Annotated in this window: 14 protein-coding genes; 5 read left to right on the top strand and 9 right to left on the bottom strand. The window is 61.9% G+C overall.

Annotated features, from left to right (window positions below):
* Positions 1-128: 128 nt before the first annotated feature.
* The 7 genes from ACIQT2_RS23565 to ACIQT2_RS23535 all read right to left on the bottom strand — a co-directional run bounded on the left by ACIQT2_RS23565 (position 129) and on the right by ACIQT2_RS23535 (position 6,727).
* Complete coding sequence (locus ACIQT2_RS23565) at positions 129-1,127, bottom strand: heme-dependent oxidative N-demethylase family protein (protein ID WP_400337749.1); 999 nt, start codon at positions 1,125-1,127, stop codon at positions 129-131.
* A complete protein-coding gene (locus ACIQT2_RS23560) occupies positions 1,124-2,101 on the bottom strand; it encodes a PDR/VanB family oxidoreductase (RefSeq protein ID WP_397326616.1) in 978 nt (325 codons plus the stop codon). Before ACIQT2_RS23560 ends, ACIQT2_RS23565 begins: the two co-directional genes overlap by 4 nt.
* Positions 2,098-2,583 (bottom strand): dimethylamine monooxygenase subunit DmmA family protein, encoded by a 486-nt coding sequence (locus ACIQT2_RS23555; RefSeq protein ID WP_397326617.1) that lies wholly within the window; start codon positions 2,581-2,583, stop codon positions 2,098-2,100. The genes ACIQT2_RS23560 and ACIQT2_RS23555 overlap by 4 nt, the downstream gene beginning before the upstream one ends.
* Positions 2,584-2,592: 9 nt before the next feature.
* The gene (locus ACIQT2_RS23550) at positions 2,593-2,970 is read right to left on the bottom strand and encodes a cupin domain-containing protein (protein WP_402951602.1); all 378 of its coding nucleotides are present in this window, start codon (positions 2,968-2,970) and stop codon (positions 2,593-2,595) included.
* A 383-nt stretch (positions 2,971-3,353) separates the two neighbouring features.
* Positions 3,354-4,838 (bottom strand): APC family permease, encoded by a 1,485-nt coding sequence (locus ACIQT2_RS23545; protein ID WP_402951599.1) that lies wholly within the window; start codon positions 4,836-4,838, stop codon positions 3,354-3,356.
* Between the two features lie 422 nt (positions 4,839-5,260).
* Positions 5,261-5,968, bottom strand: coding sequence for a cache domain-containing protein (locus ACIQT2_RS23540; RefSeq protein WP_402951596.1), 708 nt, complete (start codon positions 5,966-5,968; stop codon positions 5,261-5,263).
* The gene (locus ACIQT2_RS23535; RefSeq protein WP_400273187.1) at positions 5,969-6,727 is read right to left on the bottom strand and encodes a FadR/GntR family transcriptional regulator; all 759 of its coding nucleotides are present in this window, start codon (positions 6,725-6,727) and stop codon (positions 5,969-5,971) included. It abuts the gene before it with no gap.
* A gap of 269 nt (positions 6,728-6,996) precedes the next feature.
* On the opposite strand from ACIQT2_RS23535, the gene hxlB reads away from it, so the two are divergent.
* The 5 genes from hxlB to ACIQT2_RS23510 all read left to right on the top strand — a co-directional run bounded on the left by hxlB (position 6,997) and on the right by ACIQT2_RS23510 (position 11,264).
* Positions 6,997-7,599, top strand: coding sequence for a 6-phospho-3-hexuloisomerase (gene hxlB, locus ACIQT2_RS23530; RefSeq protein ID WP_397326624.1), 603 nt, complete (start codon positions 6,997-6,999; stop codon positions 7,597-7,599).
* A gap of 57 nt (positions 7,600-7,656) precedes the next feature.
* Positions 7,657-8,280, top strand: a complete 624-nt coding sequence (gene hxlA / locus ACIQT2_RS23525) for a 3-hexulose-6-phosphate synthase (RefSeq protein WP_397326625.1) — start codon at positions 7,657-7,659, stop codon at positions 8,278-8,280.
* Between the two features lie 130 nt (positions 8,281-8,410).
* On the top strand, positions 8,411-8,620 hold the full coding sequence (locus ACIQT2_RS23520) for a hypothetical protein (protein ID WP_397326626.1): 210 nt from the start codon (positions 8,411-8,413) through the stop codon (positions 8,618-8,620).
* A gap of 137 nt (positions 8,621-8,757) precedes the next feature.
* Positions 8,758-10,266 carry a glucose-6-phosphate dehydrogenase gene (gene zwf, locus ACIQT2_RS23515; RefSeq protein WP_397326630.1) on the top strand — a complete coding sequence of 503 codons (1,509 nt, stop codon included), beginning with the start codon at positions 8,758-8,760 and terminating at the stop codon, positions 10,264-10,266.
* Positions 10,263-11,264, top strand: a complete 1,002-nt coding sequence (locus ACIQT2_RS23510) for a glucose-6-phosphate dehydrogenase assembly protein OpcA (RefSeq protein ID WP_402951592.1) — start codon at positions 10,263-10,265, stop codon at positions 11,262-11,264. Before zwf ends, ACIQT2_RS23510 begins: the two co-directional genes overlap by 4 nt.
* Positions 11,265-11,385: 121 nt before the next feature.
* On the opposite strand, the gene ACIQT2_RS23505 is transcribed toward ACIQT2_RS23510, so the two are convergent.
* Together ACIQT2_RS23505 and ACIQT2_RS23500 are read right to left on the bottom strand one after the other, a co-directional pair.
* A complete protein-coding gene (locus ACIQT2_RS23505; RefSeq protein ID WP_397326628.1) occupies positions 11,386-12,135 on the bottom strand; it encodes an IclR family transcriptional regulator in 750 nt (249 codons plus the stop codon).
* Complete coding sequence (locus ACIQT2_RS23500; RefSeq protein WP_402951588.1) at positions 12,132-13,604, bottom strand: APC family permease; 1,473 nt, start codon at positions 13,602-13,604, stop codon at positions 12,132-12,134. Before ACIQT2_RS23500 ends, ACIQT2_RS23505 begins: the two co-directional genes overlap by 4 nt.
* Positions 13,605-14,074 lie beyond the last annotated feature (470 nt).

Raw genomic sequence — 14,074 nt, 5'->3', positions numbered from 1 at the left:
CGCGATCTCCACCCGCGACAACGGATCCAACGGATGCGAAACACCCACCAAAACCTCAGTATCAGCATTCAAAGTCACAACTAACTCCTTTGTTTTATGTTTTTGATGTGTAGATGGTTTGGACGTTCTTAGCCCGCGAGCAGCCATTCGGAGGCAGCGTTGCGGTACCGGGTGATGCCTTTGTACTCGGCCATGTCTTCCGGCAGTTCGGCGAGGATGTTGCCGAATTTCTCGCGCCAGGTGGGGACCTGGGCGATGTCCCGCAGCGGCAAGAGGTAGCTGCGGATCAGGAACAGCAGGGTTCCGGTGTGGGGGAGCCGGACCAGGTGCTGGACCTCGACGCGGAGGTGCAGTTTGTCCGGCATGTCCGGGTCGGTGGCGATGGTGCCGCGGTCCGGGCCCCATTCCTGGTAGGTCTCCGTGGAAGTGTCCAGGCGGCGGCCGATGGTCATGGTCCAGTTGGTCCGGCGGAACTGCTCACCGGGCTGGAGGCGCATGAGGAATTGCTCGGCGCGCTGGATGATGTTCTCTTCCTTGACCCTGGGCACGGGTCCGTGGATCTCCAGGAAGCTCATTCCGACGTCGAACCCGAAGGACCAGTCAGCGGCGAAGCTGACGACGCCGGCGTCCAGCCACATGGTGCCGTCGCGGATGTCAAGGAGGACGATGTCGTCCTGGATCTGTGTTCCGAGGAAGCGCAGTGGTCCACCGGGAACAGAATCGTCGTCGCCGATGGTGAATTCGATGTCCAGGTTCTGCAGGCCGTTGTGCCAGCGGCAGTGGTTTCCTTCACGCTCGAAGGACATGATCTCCGGGTTTTCCTCGGCCATGGCCGGCAGCAGGGTGGCCACGGTGTCCCAAGCGGCAGGCTTCATGTGGGGAAGGACCTGGGAGCGGGATGGATCGGCGGTCAGGATCCGTTCGCGGTCGGCGAGTTCTTCGAGGTAGAACTCGTCGATGTCGATGAGTCCTTTGCCCCAGGAACCAGCATCAGTTTCGATGTTCTTGTTGGCCGGCTCCACGTTGGCGCTGTAGCGGTAGATCTCGTCCCGGAAAGGGAAGGGGAAGCGCCGGATGCGGTCCGGGAGGGAAGCGGTGTCAGTTGGTGTGTCGATCGTGATGCTCAAAGGTCCAACTCCAATTCGGGGTCTTCGCTGCGTGAAACACAGCACATCATTGTGGTGTTCTGGGCCTTTTCCTGATCAGTGAGGTACATATCCCGGTGTTGCGGGGTTCCTTTGAGGACAGGCAGGACACACTCGCCGCAGATACCCTTGCGGCACATGTTGGGGATGGTCTTTCCGGCTTTTTCCAAGGTCTCCAGGAGGGAGACGCCGGCCGGAACGTTTAGCTTGAGGCCGCTGCGGGCCAGGTTCACCGTGAAGGGTTCGCCATCGTCCAGTTCAGCTGCGCCGAAGGCCTCCGAGTGGAGCCGTGCTTCAGCCCATCCGGCTTGGCGGGCCTGGTCCAGGACGGAGTCCATGAACGCGTTGGGGCCGCACACGTAGAGGTGGGTTCCCACGCCCTGCTTGGTGAGCTGGTCGGTGAGGACGTCCTGGAAACTGTCGCGGTTGCTGCATTCAGTGAGGGCTGAACCGAGGAGTTCCCGGGCTTCGTCCACGTGCGCTCCGGATCCGGGGCGGTAAACGTAGATGAGGGACGAGGTGGTGCCGCGGTCGGCGGCGGCCCGTGCGTGCGAGAGCACCGGGGTGATTCCGATGCCCGCCGCCACCAGGAGGTGGTGGGTGGCGGTCGACGCCGGGGCGAAGGCGCTCCGGGGCCGCGAAACGAAGACGCGGTCGCCAACGGAGAGACGGTGCATGGCCTGGGATCCGCCGGCGCCGTCTTCGACACGGAGCACCGAAATGGCGTACTCGGAAGGCGCGTTGCCGGACCCGGTCAGGGAGTAGGCATTGACGCCTTCCCCGTACTGGACCACGAGGTGGCTGCCGGGAACGTAGGACGGCAGTTTCCGGAACGACGGGTCCGCGAGGGTGATGCTCACGATCGAATCGGTCTGGGGACTGATGTTGGTCACTTCCAGCTGAAGGCCGCCGTCAACCGCCGGGTGGGGGCTGATGGGCAGTGCCGTGACAGTCATGATGCCTCCTCGACACGGGCTGCGTATCCGAGGTACGCGCCCATTCGGCGGGAAAAGTGGTCAGTGGTTACCAGGTCGACGCTGCAGCCCTGGCAGGGAACCTCCGAACCGGCGGGTTCGGTGGTCGCGGTGGTGGTGTGGCAATGCGGGCAGTAGATTGCCCGAGGTGCGGATTCAGCGCTGAGGAGGGTCATTTCCTCCTGCTGAAGTCCGCACTCGGCGGCGACGGCCGCTGCTGCGCGGATGTCCGCCGTCGGGCCTGAAAGCAGGAGACGGACGCCGACGCTGGAGCTTCCCAGTGCGGACCGCAGTTCGGAGAGGGCCTCCGGGGTTGCGGCTTCGAAGTGCAGGTTTAGCTTGGGCTGGCTGTCGCTTTGCTTATCCGCGGTGTCACCTGCTGCGCCGAACGACGCGCAGATGACACCGCGAAAACCAGGTTCCAAGCCGTTGCCCGCTGTGTGTGGCATGGACACGGAACTCATGGTGGGTCCTTACGGTGCGAAGGAGCGGTCGCCGGCGAAGAAGCCGAGGCCGTAGGTGGGGGTGTCGAACTTGACGGTGGTGCCCTTCGGGAAGAACAGTACGTCGCGTTCCTTGGCGTGGGTCACTTCGCCGGTCGAGACGTCGGTAAGGATGAATTCACCCTGGATGACTACCTTCATCTCGTCGTAGGTGTAGGTGTACTCGAACGGTTCGGACGCCTTGAGCTCGAAGAAGCCGGCGCTCATGACCGTGCCTTCGGGGTTGTGGAGGGCGTCACCGATGAAGGCTTCGCTTCCGGGAAGGTCCATGGACGGGATGTTGCGGTATCCGTCCTCCACCTTGTGGATTGCTCCGGCCTTGCTGAGTGTTCCAAGCAGTGTTTCCATGGGTCTCTCCTTTGAGTGGACAGTGGTGGGAAGTGGTCAGAAAACATTCACTTTGGTGCCTTTATGGCCAAGAGGTGAACTGGGCTGAATGCCCTGAATGGTGGGAAGAGTTGACCCGAATCCCTTGATAGATCAAAGCCCAGGAAGACATTTGGTCTACGTAGATTGTGTGATGCGGGTCACTCTCCGGCCCCACAAACAAACCTACTCGGACTAATACTTCTAGTCCAGACTTTTTTAGAAAATTTCATGACGAGTTTGTAGATTGACGTTCCGGCCGGTGCTTGACTTGCTTCCTGGAGCTGCACAAGGCAGCAGAAAAGCGGGTTGGTGGGCAGCAACAGCTGTCCACCAACCCGCCTTCCGAGGTGATCCAGGGGCGGCTACGGGCGCGCGGCGTCCTCAAGGTTCGCCCCGGGGCGTGCGTCAGGTACGACGGCGGCACCTGGCTCTGGTTTGTGGCGCGCGGCCTGGCGCTGCGAATAGAACCAGATGGGAGCGTAGAGGGCCAGCACAATGAAGCCCACCCAGGTGGGGGCCCAGCCGATTTCGAGGCTGTTCAGGTAGACGACGCCGATCAGGCAGAGGGGAAGGTTGAACAGGCCAAACACCATGGCTACGTTCTTCCAGCCCTTGGGGGCCTTGAAGGGCCGGTCCAAGCCGGCGAAGGCAGGGTGCTTCCTTGCCCGGACGTACGCGAACAGGCTGATGCCATTGGCGCAGGTGTAGCCGATGGCAGACGCAGCAACAATCGCGGCGGGGTTGCCCATGAAGATGAGTACGAGGTTGAAGGCGCCGATCACCAGCATGGCAACAAAAGGTGTGCCGTTACGGTTGGTCTTGCCCAGGGAGCGTGGGAGGTTGCCCTCAATGGCCATGGAGTGCATGGCCCGGGAAGATCCCAGGTAGGCGGTCTGGATAATCAAAACCATGGCTGCGATCAGCATGAAGATCGTGACCATGGAGCCCACTTCGCCGAACACCGCGTGGGCCACGGGAATCAGCGGGGACACGGGTTGGTCCAGTACTCCGTCCACCCCGAGCACGCCGATCACGGCGGCCTGCACCAGGACAAACGAGAAGAAGCAGATCACGCCGCAGGCAAAGAGCGCCTTGGAGACATCCTTGGCGGGGTTTTTGTACTCCGGCCCATAGATCGCGGCTGTCTCCCAGGCGCAAGCACTCCACTGGGCAATGGCGAAGATGCCCAGGAGGATCAGGATATGGTGCATGTCCCACGCCCAGTCGGCCGGCACCAGGTTCCCGGTGATGTTTCGCATGTCGACGTGGCCGGTGGCGAAGGGCGCCACGGTCAGGACCACCAGGGGGATCAGCGAAAAGGCGGCCAGTACATACCCCAGTTTGGCGCCGTCCTTGAGTCCGAACCAGTTGACCACAAAGAGGCCTCCGAAGATCACCAGTCCGGTCATGAGGGCCATTTGGTTCTCGGTAAACATCTCGCCCAGCGCCGGGAACAGTCCGTGCAGGTAGCTGCCCACCAGGATGGAGAAGATGGCCAGCACGGGGGTCCAGGCGAACCAGTAGGCCCACGCGCTGAACCCGCCAATCAGCTTGCTCTTGTCGTACTTCCCTTGGTAGTTCTCGGTGCGGAAGACGTGCTGGGCAAAGCCGGGAAGGCCCGAGGCTTTGGGGAACGTGGTGGCCATTTCCGCGTAGGCCGCGTTCTGGAAGAAGCCCTGGATCACGGACAGTCCCCAGATCAGGATCGCACCGGCGGCCAGGTACATCGGCAGGTAGCCCAGCGAGGGCAGGATCAGAAGAGGAACTCCCAGCGCGATGGCCAGCCCCTGTTTCCAATCGATGGACCGCTCCAGGCCGTCACTGGCCTCTAATCGCTTTTCGCTCATAACAATCTCCCTTGACTGAACTAAGTCGTGCTTCATGGACCTGCCGTTCACGTCCCTTGGTGGGGCCCATCGCCTGATGAGGTGCGGCCATGGCCACGATCCTTCCGGCAAGTCATTGCTAAAACATTCAGATGCGCATCAAAAAAATGCCTGCGCCAAGCATGGGAAGCCGGCTGCTGCGTACGGGTGTTGGGTCATCCGCGTCATGTCCCGGGGCGGGGTTTGGCCTCGACGCCTAGCTTCCTGTGAAGTAAATCACTCCAGAGACTACAGCTTAAAAACCTCAGTTCAACAGCTTTTATTTTCGGGACTTTTGTGCATCGGAATTTGTGGCCGCCGTCCCGCTGCCTCCGGTCCCTGGCATGCCAAACAGCCCCTGCCTCCCGGTGGTCCAGGGAGTAAGGGGCTGTTCGCGGCAGTGGTCAGGGGCTGTAGATCAGGGCAAGGCCCAAGTGTGGAACATCGAGGTCCACGCGGTGCGGTTCCACCGGTCCGGCTTTGATCCGGTCGCCCACGAGGTACGCTCCGGAATTGCCCAGGATGACGCGGTTGCTGGCATTGATGAGGGCTGCATCTCCATGGATGCTGCGGAGGTCCGGCATGATGATGGGCTCAAGGTCCTTGATGCGGATATCGCAGCCGACCACGCCGGCAAAGTGGCCATGGATGGACCATGGCGCCGTGAACGTCATGATGTATTCCTCGAAGCCGAGGTAGTCGATATACGGACCCCAGAGCGTTTGTTCCCCCGTGGCCGCCGCCGTGGAGAAGAAGGGCAATTTCTCGTAGTCGTAATAGCGGTTGCTGCCTGGCGTCAGGTCAGCGTCGAGCTTTTTCACTGAGCCCGAGGCGCCCCTGGTCCACCACTCAAGGAGATGGTCACCGTGCTCCACCGACTCGGCAGCGAAGAACGTTCCCGCGCCAACGGCGAAGGAGTTCTTCGCCAGGAAATCCTGCGACAGCTTCTCCAATCCCTTCAGCGCCGGGCGGTCCACCTTGGGCCGACCGCCCAGGTTTCCTTCCACCAGTGAGCCGACGTGGCTGGCAAGTTCCCCGACGCTGGAGGAAACGCTGCTGGTCCACGAGGTGAGGGCATTGGCGGCGTGTACTACTTCGTCGACTAGCTTCATTTATGCATCCTGGGTTGATTGGGCATATCCGAGGGTGAGCTTTGTATCGATCAAGTGGAAGATGTTCCGCCTGATGTGTTCCAGCACCAACGCCTGGGCCTTCTCGGGCTGGTCCTGGGCAACCGCCCTGACGAGCTCCAAGTGTTCAGCGGTGGCTGTTTCCGGGTCAAATGCTACGGCCAAGGGAGTCCACAGCTGCTGGACCGTCTCCTGCTGCAGCCGGATCTCGGCATTGGCAAGCCGTGGTGACTGGGCTGCCACCGCAAGTTCCACGTGGAACCGGCTGTCGGCAGACGCGCGGACTTCGGGGGAGTGGGCCAGTACTAGCGCCCGTGCCAGCTCCTGCAAGCGTTCGAAGTCATGAGTTTCGGCGCGTTCGCAGGCCAAGCGGATGGTTGCCGCAGCAATGGCTGCGTGCTCATCACCGATATCGCGGATTTCCGAGATCGAAGTGGAGAGGAACCAGGCGCGCATGGCCTCGGATTGGGTCTCCGGCTGCCTGACCACGAAGGATCCGCCGCTGCGTCCCCTGCGGGTTTCAACGATTCCGCGTTCGCGCAGTTCATTCAGCGCTTCGCGGAGCGTGGCCCCACCCACTCCAAACATCTCGGACAGGGCCGCTTCAGCGGGCAGGCGTTCGCCCACTTTGAGCAAGCCAAGGGAAATGGCGGTGGAGATTCTGTCGACAATCGCATCGGCACGCTCGATCTCCGGCAAGGACCGGTAGATCTGCGATTGGAAGGAGGAAGGCGATGCCAAGGGTCTGCGCTCCGGGGATCGGGTACGAGTTGGCTCCAATACTACAGAGGAGGGTTACTTGAAAGTTTTGATTCAGCCAGGACTTTTTTGTCGAACGGATCCACGCCTCCCCGCACAAGGCAACTGGCTACCCCACCAATCCTTAAGTGTAGGAAGAACCGTCAGAAAACAGTGTTACCCCACCCCTTTTGATTCGGAAACATAGTTGTCAACCGAAAAGCACTCCGATGGCCGAGACAGGCCGAGGACCGAATCGAAGGGACAGAATCGTGAATCCGACAGCAAGCGCAACGACGACTGCTACGTATACAACCGCCTCCGACATTGTCCGCAATGTGTCCCTCGTCAGGGACGAAATGCAGGGCGTTGTCGCCAAGATCGACGAGCAGCAGATGGCTCGCTTGGCCAGCCACCTCGCACACCCGGGCCGGATCTTCGTGGCAGGAGCAGGCCGCAGTGGCCTGGTCCTCCGTATGGCCGGCATGCGGCTGATGCACTTGGGCCTCACGGTCCACATTGCGGGTGACACCACCACTCCGGCCATCGCTTCCGGCGACCTGTTGCTGGTGGCTTCCGGATCCGGCACCACCTCAGGTGTGGTCAAGTCCGCCGAAACCGCCGCCAAGGCAGGTGCACGCATCGCAGCGTTCACCACCAACCCGGACTCCCCGCTCGCCGGCCTGGCCGACGCGCTTGTGATCATCCCGGCCGCCCAGAAGACCGACCACGGCTCCTCGGTGACCCGCCAGTACTCAGGTTCGCTGTTCGAGCAGGCCCTGTTCGTGGCCACGGAAGCCATCTTCCAGTCGCTCTGGGACAACGACGCACAGCCGGCTGAAGAGCTGTGGCTGCGTCACGCAAACCTCGAGTAAGAACACCCAAGATTTTCCCATCCATCGCAATACATCAATCACAAAGGAAATAACATCATGAAGCTCCAAGTTGCCATCGACCTCCTGACCACCGAAGCTGCCCTGGAACTGGCCGGCCAGGTTGCCGAATACGTTGACATCATCGAACTCGGTACCCCGCTGATCAAGGCTGAGGGCCTGCCGGTCATCACCGCCGTCAAGAACGCCCACCCGGACAAGATCGTCTTCGCCGACCTCAAGACCATGGATGCCGGCGAACTCGAAGCCGACATCGCCTTCAAGGCCGGCGCTGACCTGGTGACCGTCCTGGGTGCTGCTGACGACTCCACCATCGCCGGTGCTGTCAAGGCTGCAAAGGCCCACAACAAGGGCGTCGTTGTTGACCTCATCGGCATCGAGGACAAGGTCACCCGTGCCAAGGAAGTTCGCGCCCTGGGTGCAAAGTTCGTTGAAATGCACGCCGGCCTGGACGAGCAGGCCAAGCCTGGCTTCGACCTGAACGGCCTGCTGCGCGCCGGTGCTGAAGCCCGCGTTCCGTTCTCCGTTGCCGGTGGCGTCAAGGTTGCCACCATCCCGGATGTCCAGAAGGCCGGCGCTGACGTAGCCGTTGCCGGTGGCGCAATCTACGGTGCAGAGGACCCGGCCCTGGCTGCCAAGGCTCTCCGCGCTGCTATCTCCTAACCATCAGATCGAGAGGTGGCGTCCCGCATATTGCAGTCCGCGGGACGCCACCTTTTTCGATCCACACAGCAAACCCAAGGATGAGGGGTTGGCTTTGGGGGACCCTCATCCCTGAAAGGAACTGGTCATCATGCTTTGTCTGGCCGATGAACACGTAGAAGTCCTGGTTACAGATCCCTGGCGTCACGACGAAATGCTCGACAACGCCGAAGCCGTACTCCGCCAGAAGCCCCAGAGATTCGCTGGAATCCTGGTGACGCGCCACCAGCCTGGCCGCTATACCCTCGCCCTGAGCGACTCCGTCCCCTTCGGGGAGACCCGCGAGCTTATCCTCGCGTGACCGTCGGTCCGACGGTGGGAACCGCCGTCGAAAGTTAGAAGGCAACAATGTCTATTACGTTCGTTGATTCGCCGGTAAGCACAGATTCACCGGCTACTTCCAGTTCGCGGTCAAGGACTGCTGGTTTGCGGAATCCGTTGCGGGATCCGCGGGATCGTCGTTTGAGTCGTATTGCTGGGCCGTCGTCGTTGGTGTTCTTTGGGGTCACTGGTGATCTTGCCCGTAAGAAGTTGATGCCTGCGGTGTATGACTTGGCTAATCGTGGGTTGTTGCCGCCGAGTTTCGCGTTGGTGGGTTTCGGCCGGCGTGAGTGGGACAACGCCGATTTCGCCGCTGAGGTGAAAGAGAACGTGAAGGCGCACGCGCGGACGAAGTTTGATGAGGCCGTGTGGGAGCAGCTCGCGTCGGGGATCCGCTTTGTCCAAGGCGAGTTCGATGATGATGACGCGTTCGAGCGGCTCGGGGACGTGTTGGAGGAGTTGGATGAAACCCGCGGCACCCGCGGCAATCATGGCTTCTATCTCTCGATCCCGCCGAAGGCCTTTGAGCAGGTCTGCCGGCAGTTGTCCAAGCATGGGTTGGCGCAGGCCAAGACCGGGCAGTGGCGCCGGGTGGTGATCGAGAAGCCGTTCGGGCATGACCTGGACTCGGCCCGGGCGTTGAATGACATTGTGGAGTCGGTGTTCCCGCCGGATGCGGTGTTCCGGATTGACCATTATTTGGGCAAGGAAACGGTGCAGAACATCCTGGCGTTGCGGTTCGCGAACCAGTTGTTCGAACCGCTGTGGAACGCGAACTACGTGGACCATGTGCAGATCACCATGGCCGAGGACATCGGTACCGGTGGCCGGGCGGGGTATTACGACGGTGTGGGTGCGGCCCGGGACGTGATCCAGAACCACCTGCTGCAGTTGCTGGCGTTGACGGCGATGGAAGAGCCGATCTCGTTCAACGCCGATGATTTGCGGGCGGAGAAGGAAAAGGTCCTCGCCGCGGTCAAACTCCCCGAGGATTTGTCCACGCATTCGGCGCGGGGGCAGTTCACCGGCGGCTGGCAGGGCGGGGAACAAGTCCAGGGGTACCTGGAGGAAGACGGCATCCCCGCAGACAGTAAGACGGAGACGTTCGCGGCGATCCGGGTGGACATCAACACCCGCCGGTGGGCCGGGGTGCCGTTCTACCTCCGCGCCGGTAAACGCCTGGGTCGGCGGGTCACGGAGATCGCGGTGGTGTTCAAACGCGCCCCGAACCTGCTCTTCCGTGACCACGGCGAGGACGACTTCGGGCAGAACGCGGTGGTCATCCGGGTCCAGCCCGATGAGGGCGCCACGATCCGGTTCGGGTCCAAGGTCCCGGGCACGCAGATGGAAGTCCGGGACGTGACCATGGACTTCGGTTACGGTCACTCCTTCACCGAATCTTCCCCGGAAGCCTACGAGCGGTTGATCCTGGACGTGCTCCTGGGCGAGCCGCCGCTGTTCCCCCGGCACCAGGAAGTGGAACTGTCCTGGAAGATCCTTGACCCGTTCGAGGACTATTGGGCGTCCCTGGATGAACAACCGCAACCCTACGCACCGGGCAGTTGGGGGCCGGCTTCGGCCGATGAGCTCCTGGCCCGTGACGGACGAACCTGGAGAAGGCCATGATTGTCGATCTGCCGGACACCACCACCTCGAAAATTTCCAAGAAAATCACCTCCCTGCGCGAGCAAGGCGGGGTGATCGCCCTGGGCCGGGTCCTGACCCTGGTCGTCGTGACCAAATCCGGGCAAGAAGAAGAAGCGATCGAAGCCGCGAACGAAGCCAGCCGGGAACACCCCTGCAGGATCATCGTCCTGGCCGACGCCGGCGCCGAAGCCCCGGACCGGCTCGACGCGCAAATCCGGGTCGGCGGTGACGCCGGCGCGTCCGAAGTGATCGTGCTGCGCGGCTACGGCCAAATGGCCCACGAAAGCGAATCCCTCGTCGCCGGGCTCCTCCTCCCGGACGCACCGATCGTGGCCTGGTGGCCCCACGGCGCCCCCGCATCGGCCTGCGAAACCTCCATCGGAGCCATCGCCCACCGCCGCATCACCGACTCCGCCAACGAACCCGACCCCGCCCAAGCCCTCGACACCATCCGCAACACCTACAAAGCCGGCGACACCGACCTCGCCTGGACCCGCCTCACCAACTGGCGCATCCAACTCGCCGCCGCATTGGAACAGGCCGACGGCGCTGCTGTCACGGGCATCACGGTGGAGGGCGCATCCGATTCGCCCAGCACCATGCTGCTCGCCACGTGGCTGGGACGATCACTCCTGGCGCCGGTCACCATTGTGGCCGATCCACCCGGTACGGGCATCCGGGGAGTCCGGCTCAACACCACCGCGGGTGTCATCCGGCTCTCCCGGCCGGGTCACACCGTCGCCGAGCTGACCCAGCCAGGCCAGCCGCCACAACGGATCACCCTTGCCCGGCGCAGCCTCAAGGACTGCCTCGCCGAAGAACTCCGCCGGCTCGACCCCGACGACGTTTTCGGAGACACGGTCCGCACCTTCGACCTGACCGGAATGAACCGGGAGTGTGTCCACCATCGGAACGTGGATGTTGATGCTCTTGTTTCCGCGCTCAGCAGCGTCGACGACGCCCTCGCGGCACTCTGACCCAGCGGGGCTGAGCCGGCGCGCCTGACCCAAGGGCGCAACCTCGAACACGAAGTTCCAGCAACGCAAAGGCGCCATCACCTCCCAAGGTGATGGCGCCGTCGTACTTAAAATCTCCTGGTCAGAACAGGAGGGGAGCCAACCGGGCGGTCAGGTCCCGTGCCTCGTCTTCGTGTTCGCACGTTGCGGTGAATCGCTCAGCCGGACTGGTCAGGCAAAGGGCAGCGCCGGCAGGCTCGTCAGCCAGCCGCACAGGGAAGGCCAGGCTGGCCGAGCCTTCCTCGAGCTCGTTGATTTCCGTGGCCTCGTTCCTGGCCCTTATTTCTTCAAGTTGTTTTTCAAGGAGCGCGGCATCCGTGATGGTTTGGGGAGTGAGCCGCATCAGTGGTCCCTTGGGAAATGGTGCCGCGGAATCTCCCAGTTCGGCGAGCATGAGTTTTCCGGCGGCAGAGGTATGCGGATAGCGCAGCATTTCGAAAACTGAATGCAATGGATAATCCGGATCTTCGTCCGCAATTCTCAGGGATGAATTCCTGAACATTATGAGATGCACGGCAAAGCGATTCTTGCTCCGGAATTCCTGGATGGCATTGCGGGCCGCCGTGGGGACCGTGGGCGGGGTGGCCGCCGTGATCAGGCCCGAGATCGCGTGCCCCAGCGCAAAGCCCCGCAGGTCCGAGGTCCGTGCCAGGTATTCGTCCGCAACCAGCGAGTTCAGCACCCGGTACGCCGTTGCCTGGGGCATCTGCAGCGAGTCGGTGATCTCCTTGGCTGTGGTGCCCGTGCCAAAGCGGGCAACGGTTTCCAGCACTTTGAGCGAGTTCAGCGTTGAACTCGGCTTGGTATGTGACGGTCTGTAATTCATGCTCATCGAGTTGGCCTGCCATTAAAGAGGTCCAGGTCCCGGGTCTCGTCGTAGATTCCGACGGATGCCAGGCGGTCAGGTAATCGGAAGTGCAGCAAGGTGGCGTAAAGGACGCTGGCCAGGAGGACGCCGGCGTAGACGAATGCCTGGAAGTTCCCCGCGCCGATGGAAATCGCCGTGGCCGTCCAGATCACCGCCCCCAAGGCCAGCGACGTCACTGCGCCCAGCACCCAACTTGAGACGGTGCTTTCGCCGATCCTGCGGAGGAAAAAGGGAAGTGACGCGCTGGCCAGTGTGTAGGACCCCAGGTATCCGTACGCGCCAAGGGTGAAAAGGATTGCCAGGCCCCTTTCGGGGCTGGCGCCCAGTGCGATCATCGCTACGGGCACGACGGCGACAATCGGCATGGTGACCATGATCGCCGTCGAGGGGGTTCGGAAAGCGGCATGGGTCCGGCCGAAGATCCGAGGGGCGACGCCTTCCCTGCCCATGCAAAACAGGATCCGGGCGAAGGCGTTCATTGAAGCGATCGCGCAGGCAAAGAACGAGGCTGCGATGCCAAGGTCCAGGACGGCGGCGAAGATGGGTGATGTTTGGGAGAAAAGGTCGGACAGGGGAGTGGTGCTCCCGGCAATGCTCAGGGGTGCGTCCTTGAGCGCGACATCTTGCGCCGACACCGAAATCAGGCACAGGACGCCCATCAGCATGGGGGTCCAGGTGATGGCGCGGGGGACGCTGACGAACGGCTTGTGAGCCTCGCCGCCCAGTGTGGTGGGGCTTTCGAAGCCCACGAACGCGCTGACCGCCACCACGATTCCGAGCGGGAGGGCGTCAAAGTTTCCGCTCCACGCAAACGCGCTGCTGAAGTCGGTGCCGGACTCGTTCAAGGCAAAGTACACGATCATCAGCACGGCCAGGACCCCGATGGAGATGGCCTCCATCAGCACTGTGAACCATGCCGAGATCCGGATGCCCCGGACCATGAGGTAGCACGCAGCTGCAGCGGCTACCGCGATGGCCAGCACTGGGAAGAGGGTGGAATCCGCCGCCGCCACGCCCAGGTTGCTGAAGAGCTTGGCCGTGTAAATGCCAACCACCAACAAGCCGGCCATGGCCACGAGTCCGTAACCGAACAGGGCTGACCAGCCGGCAGTGATGGCCGTGCGTTGTCCCAATCCCTTGGCGGTGTAGCTGTACAGGCCACTGACTGCTGCCATGCGTTTTGCCATGGGCCGGAGGCAGAACGAGACCAGGACCATGACTGCCATGGCCGCGCCGAACGTCACCACCAGGTTGGGCCCGCCGGTTCCGAACACGAGCCCCGGGAAGACCAAGGCCGGGATCACCGACATGGCGCCCGCGGGCGCTACGCCGGCTACGGCCTGCGCGAAGACAGGCAGGAAGGAAAGTTTTCGACGGCGCAAGCCCTCCACTGGTGATTGTCGCGTGATGAAGCGATCACTGCGGGCAGACATTGAGTACCAACTTTCCCTCGGACAGGCATGCCTACGGTGCTGATAAGGGGCGGACGCCATCGAGCCGAGAAGCAAAACATTAGCATTCCAGACCCCTTCCCTTACAGATGTGAAGGCGTTTCCGTATGTTTCCAACATGTTAACTGGGGTGGGAAAAAGTGCTCGCGAATTTCTCACCTAAATATTCAAAAAAGGCCTCGCATAAACCTTTTGAGTGGCGTAGTTTTTTCACACAGACGGAATGCGAGTGACTGGCATCACACCCCGTGAGGCTCCTCGAGGAGCTCCGCCGGCCCGCAGCATCGAACTTCAGTCAGACCAGCCCAGGGGACAGGTCTGCCATCTACGGTCCGTTCCGTTTACAAGAGGGATCCACGTCCCTTCCCAGGAAACAAAGGAGTTAGTTGTGACTTTGAATGCTGATACTGAGGTTTTGGTGGGTGTTTCGCATCCGTTGGATCCGTTGTCGC

This window comes from Paenarthrobacter sp. NPDC090522, assembly GCF_044769225.1.
Taxonomy (GTDB): domain Bacteria; phylum Actinomycetota; class Actinomycetes; order Actinomycetales; family Micrococcaceae; genus Arthrobacter.
This window is presented reverse-complemented; position numbering and strand designations above follow the sequence as displayed.

Excerpts from the sequence above, each read along its gene's own strand:
- ACIQT2_RS23560 (WP_397326616.1), bottom strand. The coding sequence starts at position 2,101 with ATGACTGTCACGGCACTGCCCATCAGCCCCCACCCGGCGGTTGACGGC.
- ACIQT2_RS23555 (WP_397326617.1), bottom strand. The coding sequence starts at position 2,583 with ATGAGTTCCGTGTCCATGCCACACACAGCGGGCAACGGCTTGGAACCT.
- ACIQT2_RS23550 (WP_402951602.1), bottom strand. The coding sequence starts at position 2,970 with ATGGAAACACTGCTTGGAACACTCAGCAAGGCCGGAGCAATCCACAAG.
- ACIQT2_RS23545 (WP_402951599.1), bottom strand. The coding sequence starts at position 4,838 with ATGAGCGAAAAGCGATTAGAGGCCAGTGACGGCCTGGAGCGGTCCATC.
- ACIQT2_RS23540 (WP_402951596.1), bottom strand. The coding sequence starts at position 5,968 with ATGAAGCTAGTCGACGAAGTAGTACACGCCGCCAATGCCCTCACCTCG.
- hxlA (WP_397326625.1), top strand. The coding sequence starts at position 7,657 with ATGAAGCTCCAAGTTGCCATCGACCTCCTGACCACCGAAGCTGCCCTG.
- ACIQT2_RS23520 (WP_397326626.1), top strand. The coding sequence starts at position 8,411 with ATGCTTTGTCTGGCCGATGAACACGTAGAAGTCCTGGTTACAGATCCC.
- ACIQT2_RS23510 (WP_402951592.1), top strand. The coding sequence starts at position 10,263 with ATGATTGTCGATCTGCCGGACACCACCACCTCGAAAATTTCCAAGAAA.
- ACIQT2_RS23505 (WP_397326628.1), bottom strand. The coding sequence starts at position 12,135 with ATGAGCATGAATTACAGACCGTCACATACCAAGCCGAGTTCAACGCTG.
- ACIQT2_RS23500 (WP_402951588.1), bottom strand. The coding sequence starts at position 13,604 with ATGTCTGCCCGCAGTGATCGCTTCATCACGCGACAATCACCAGTGGAG.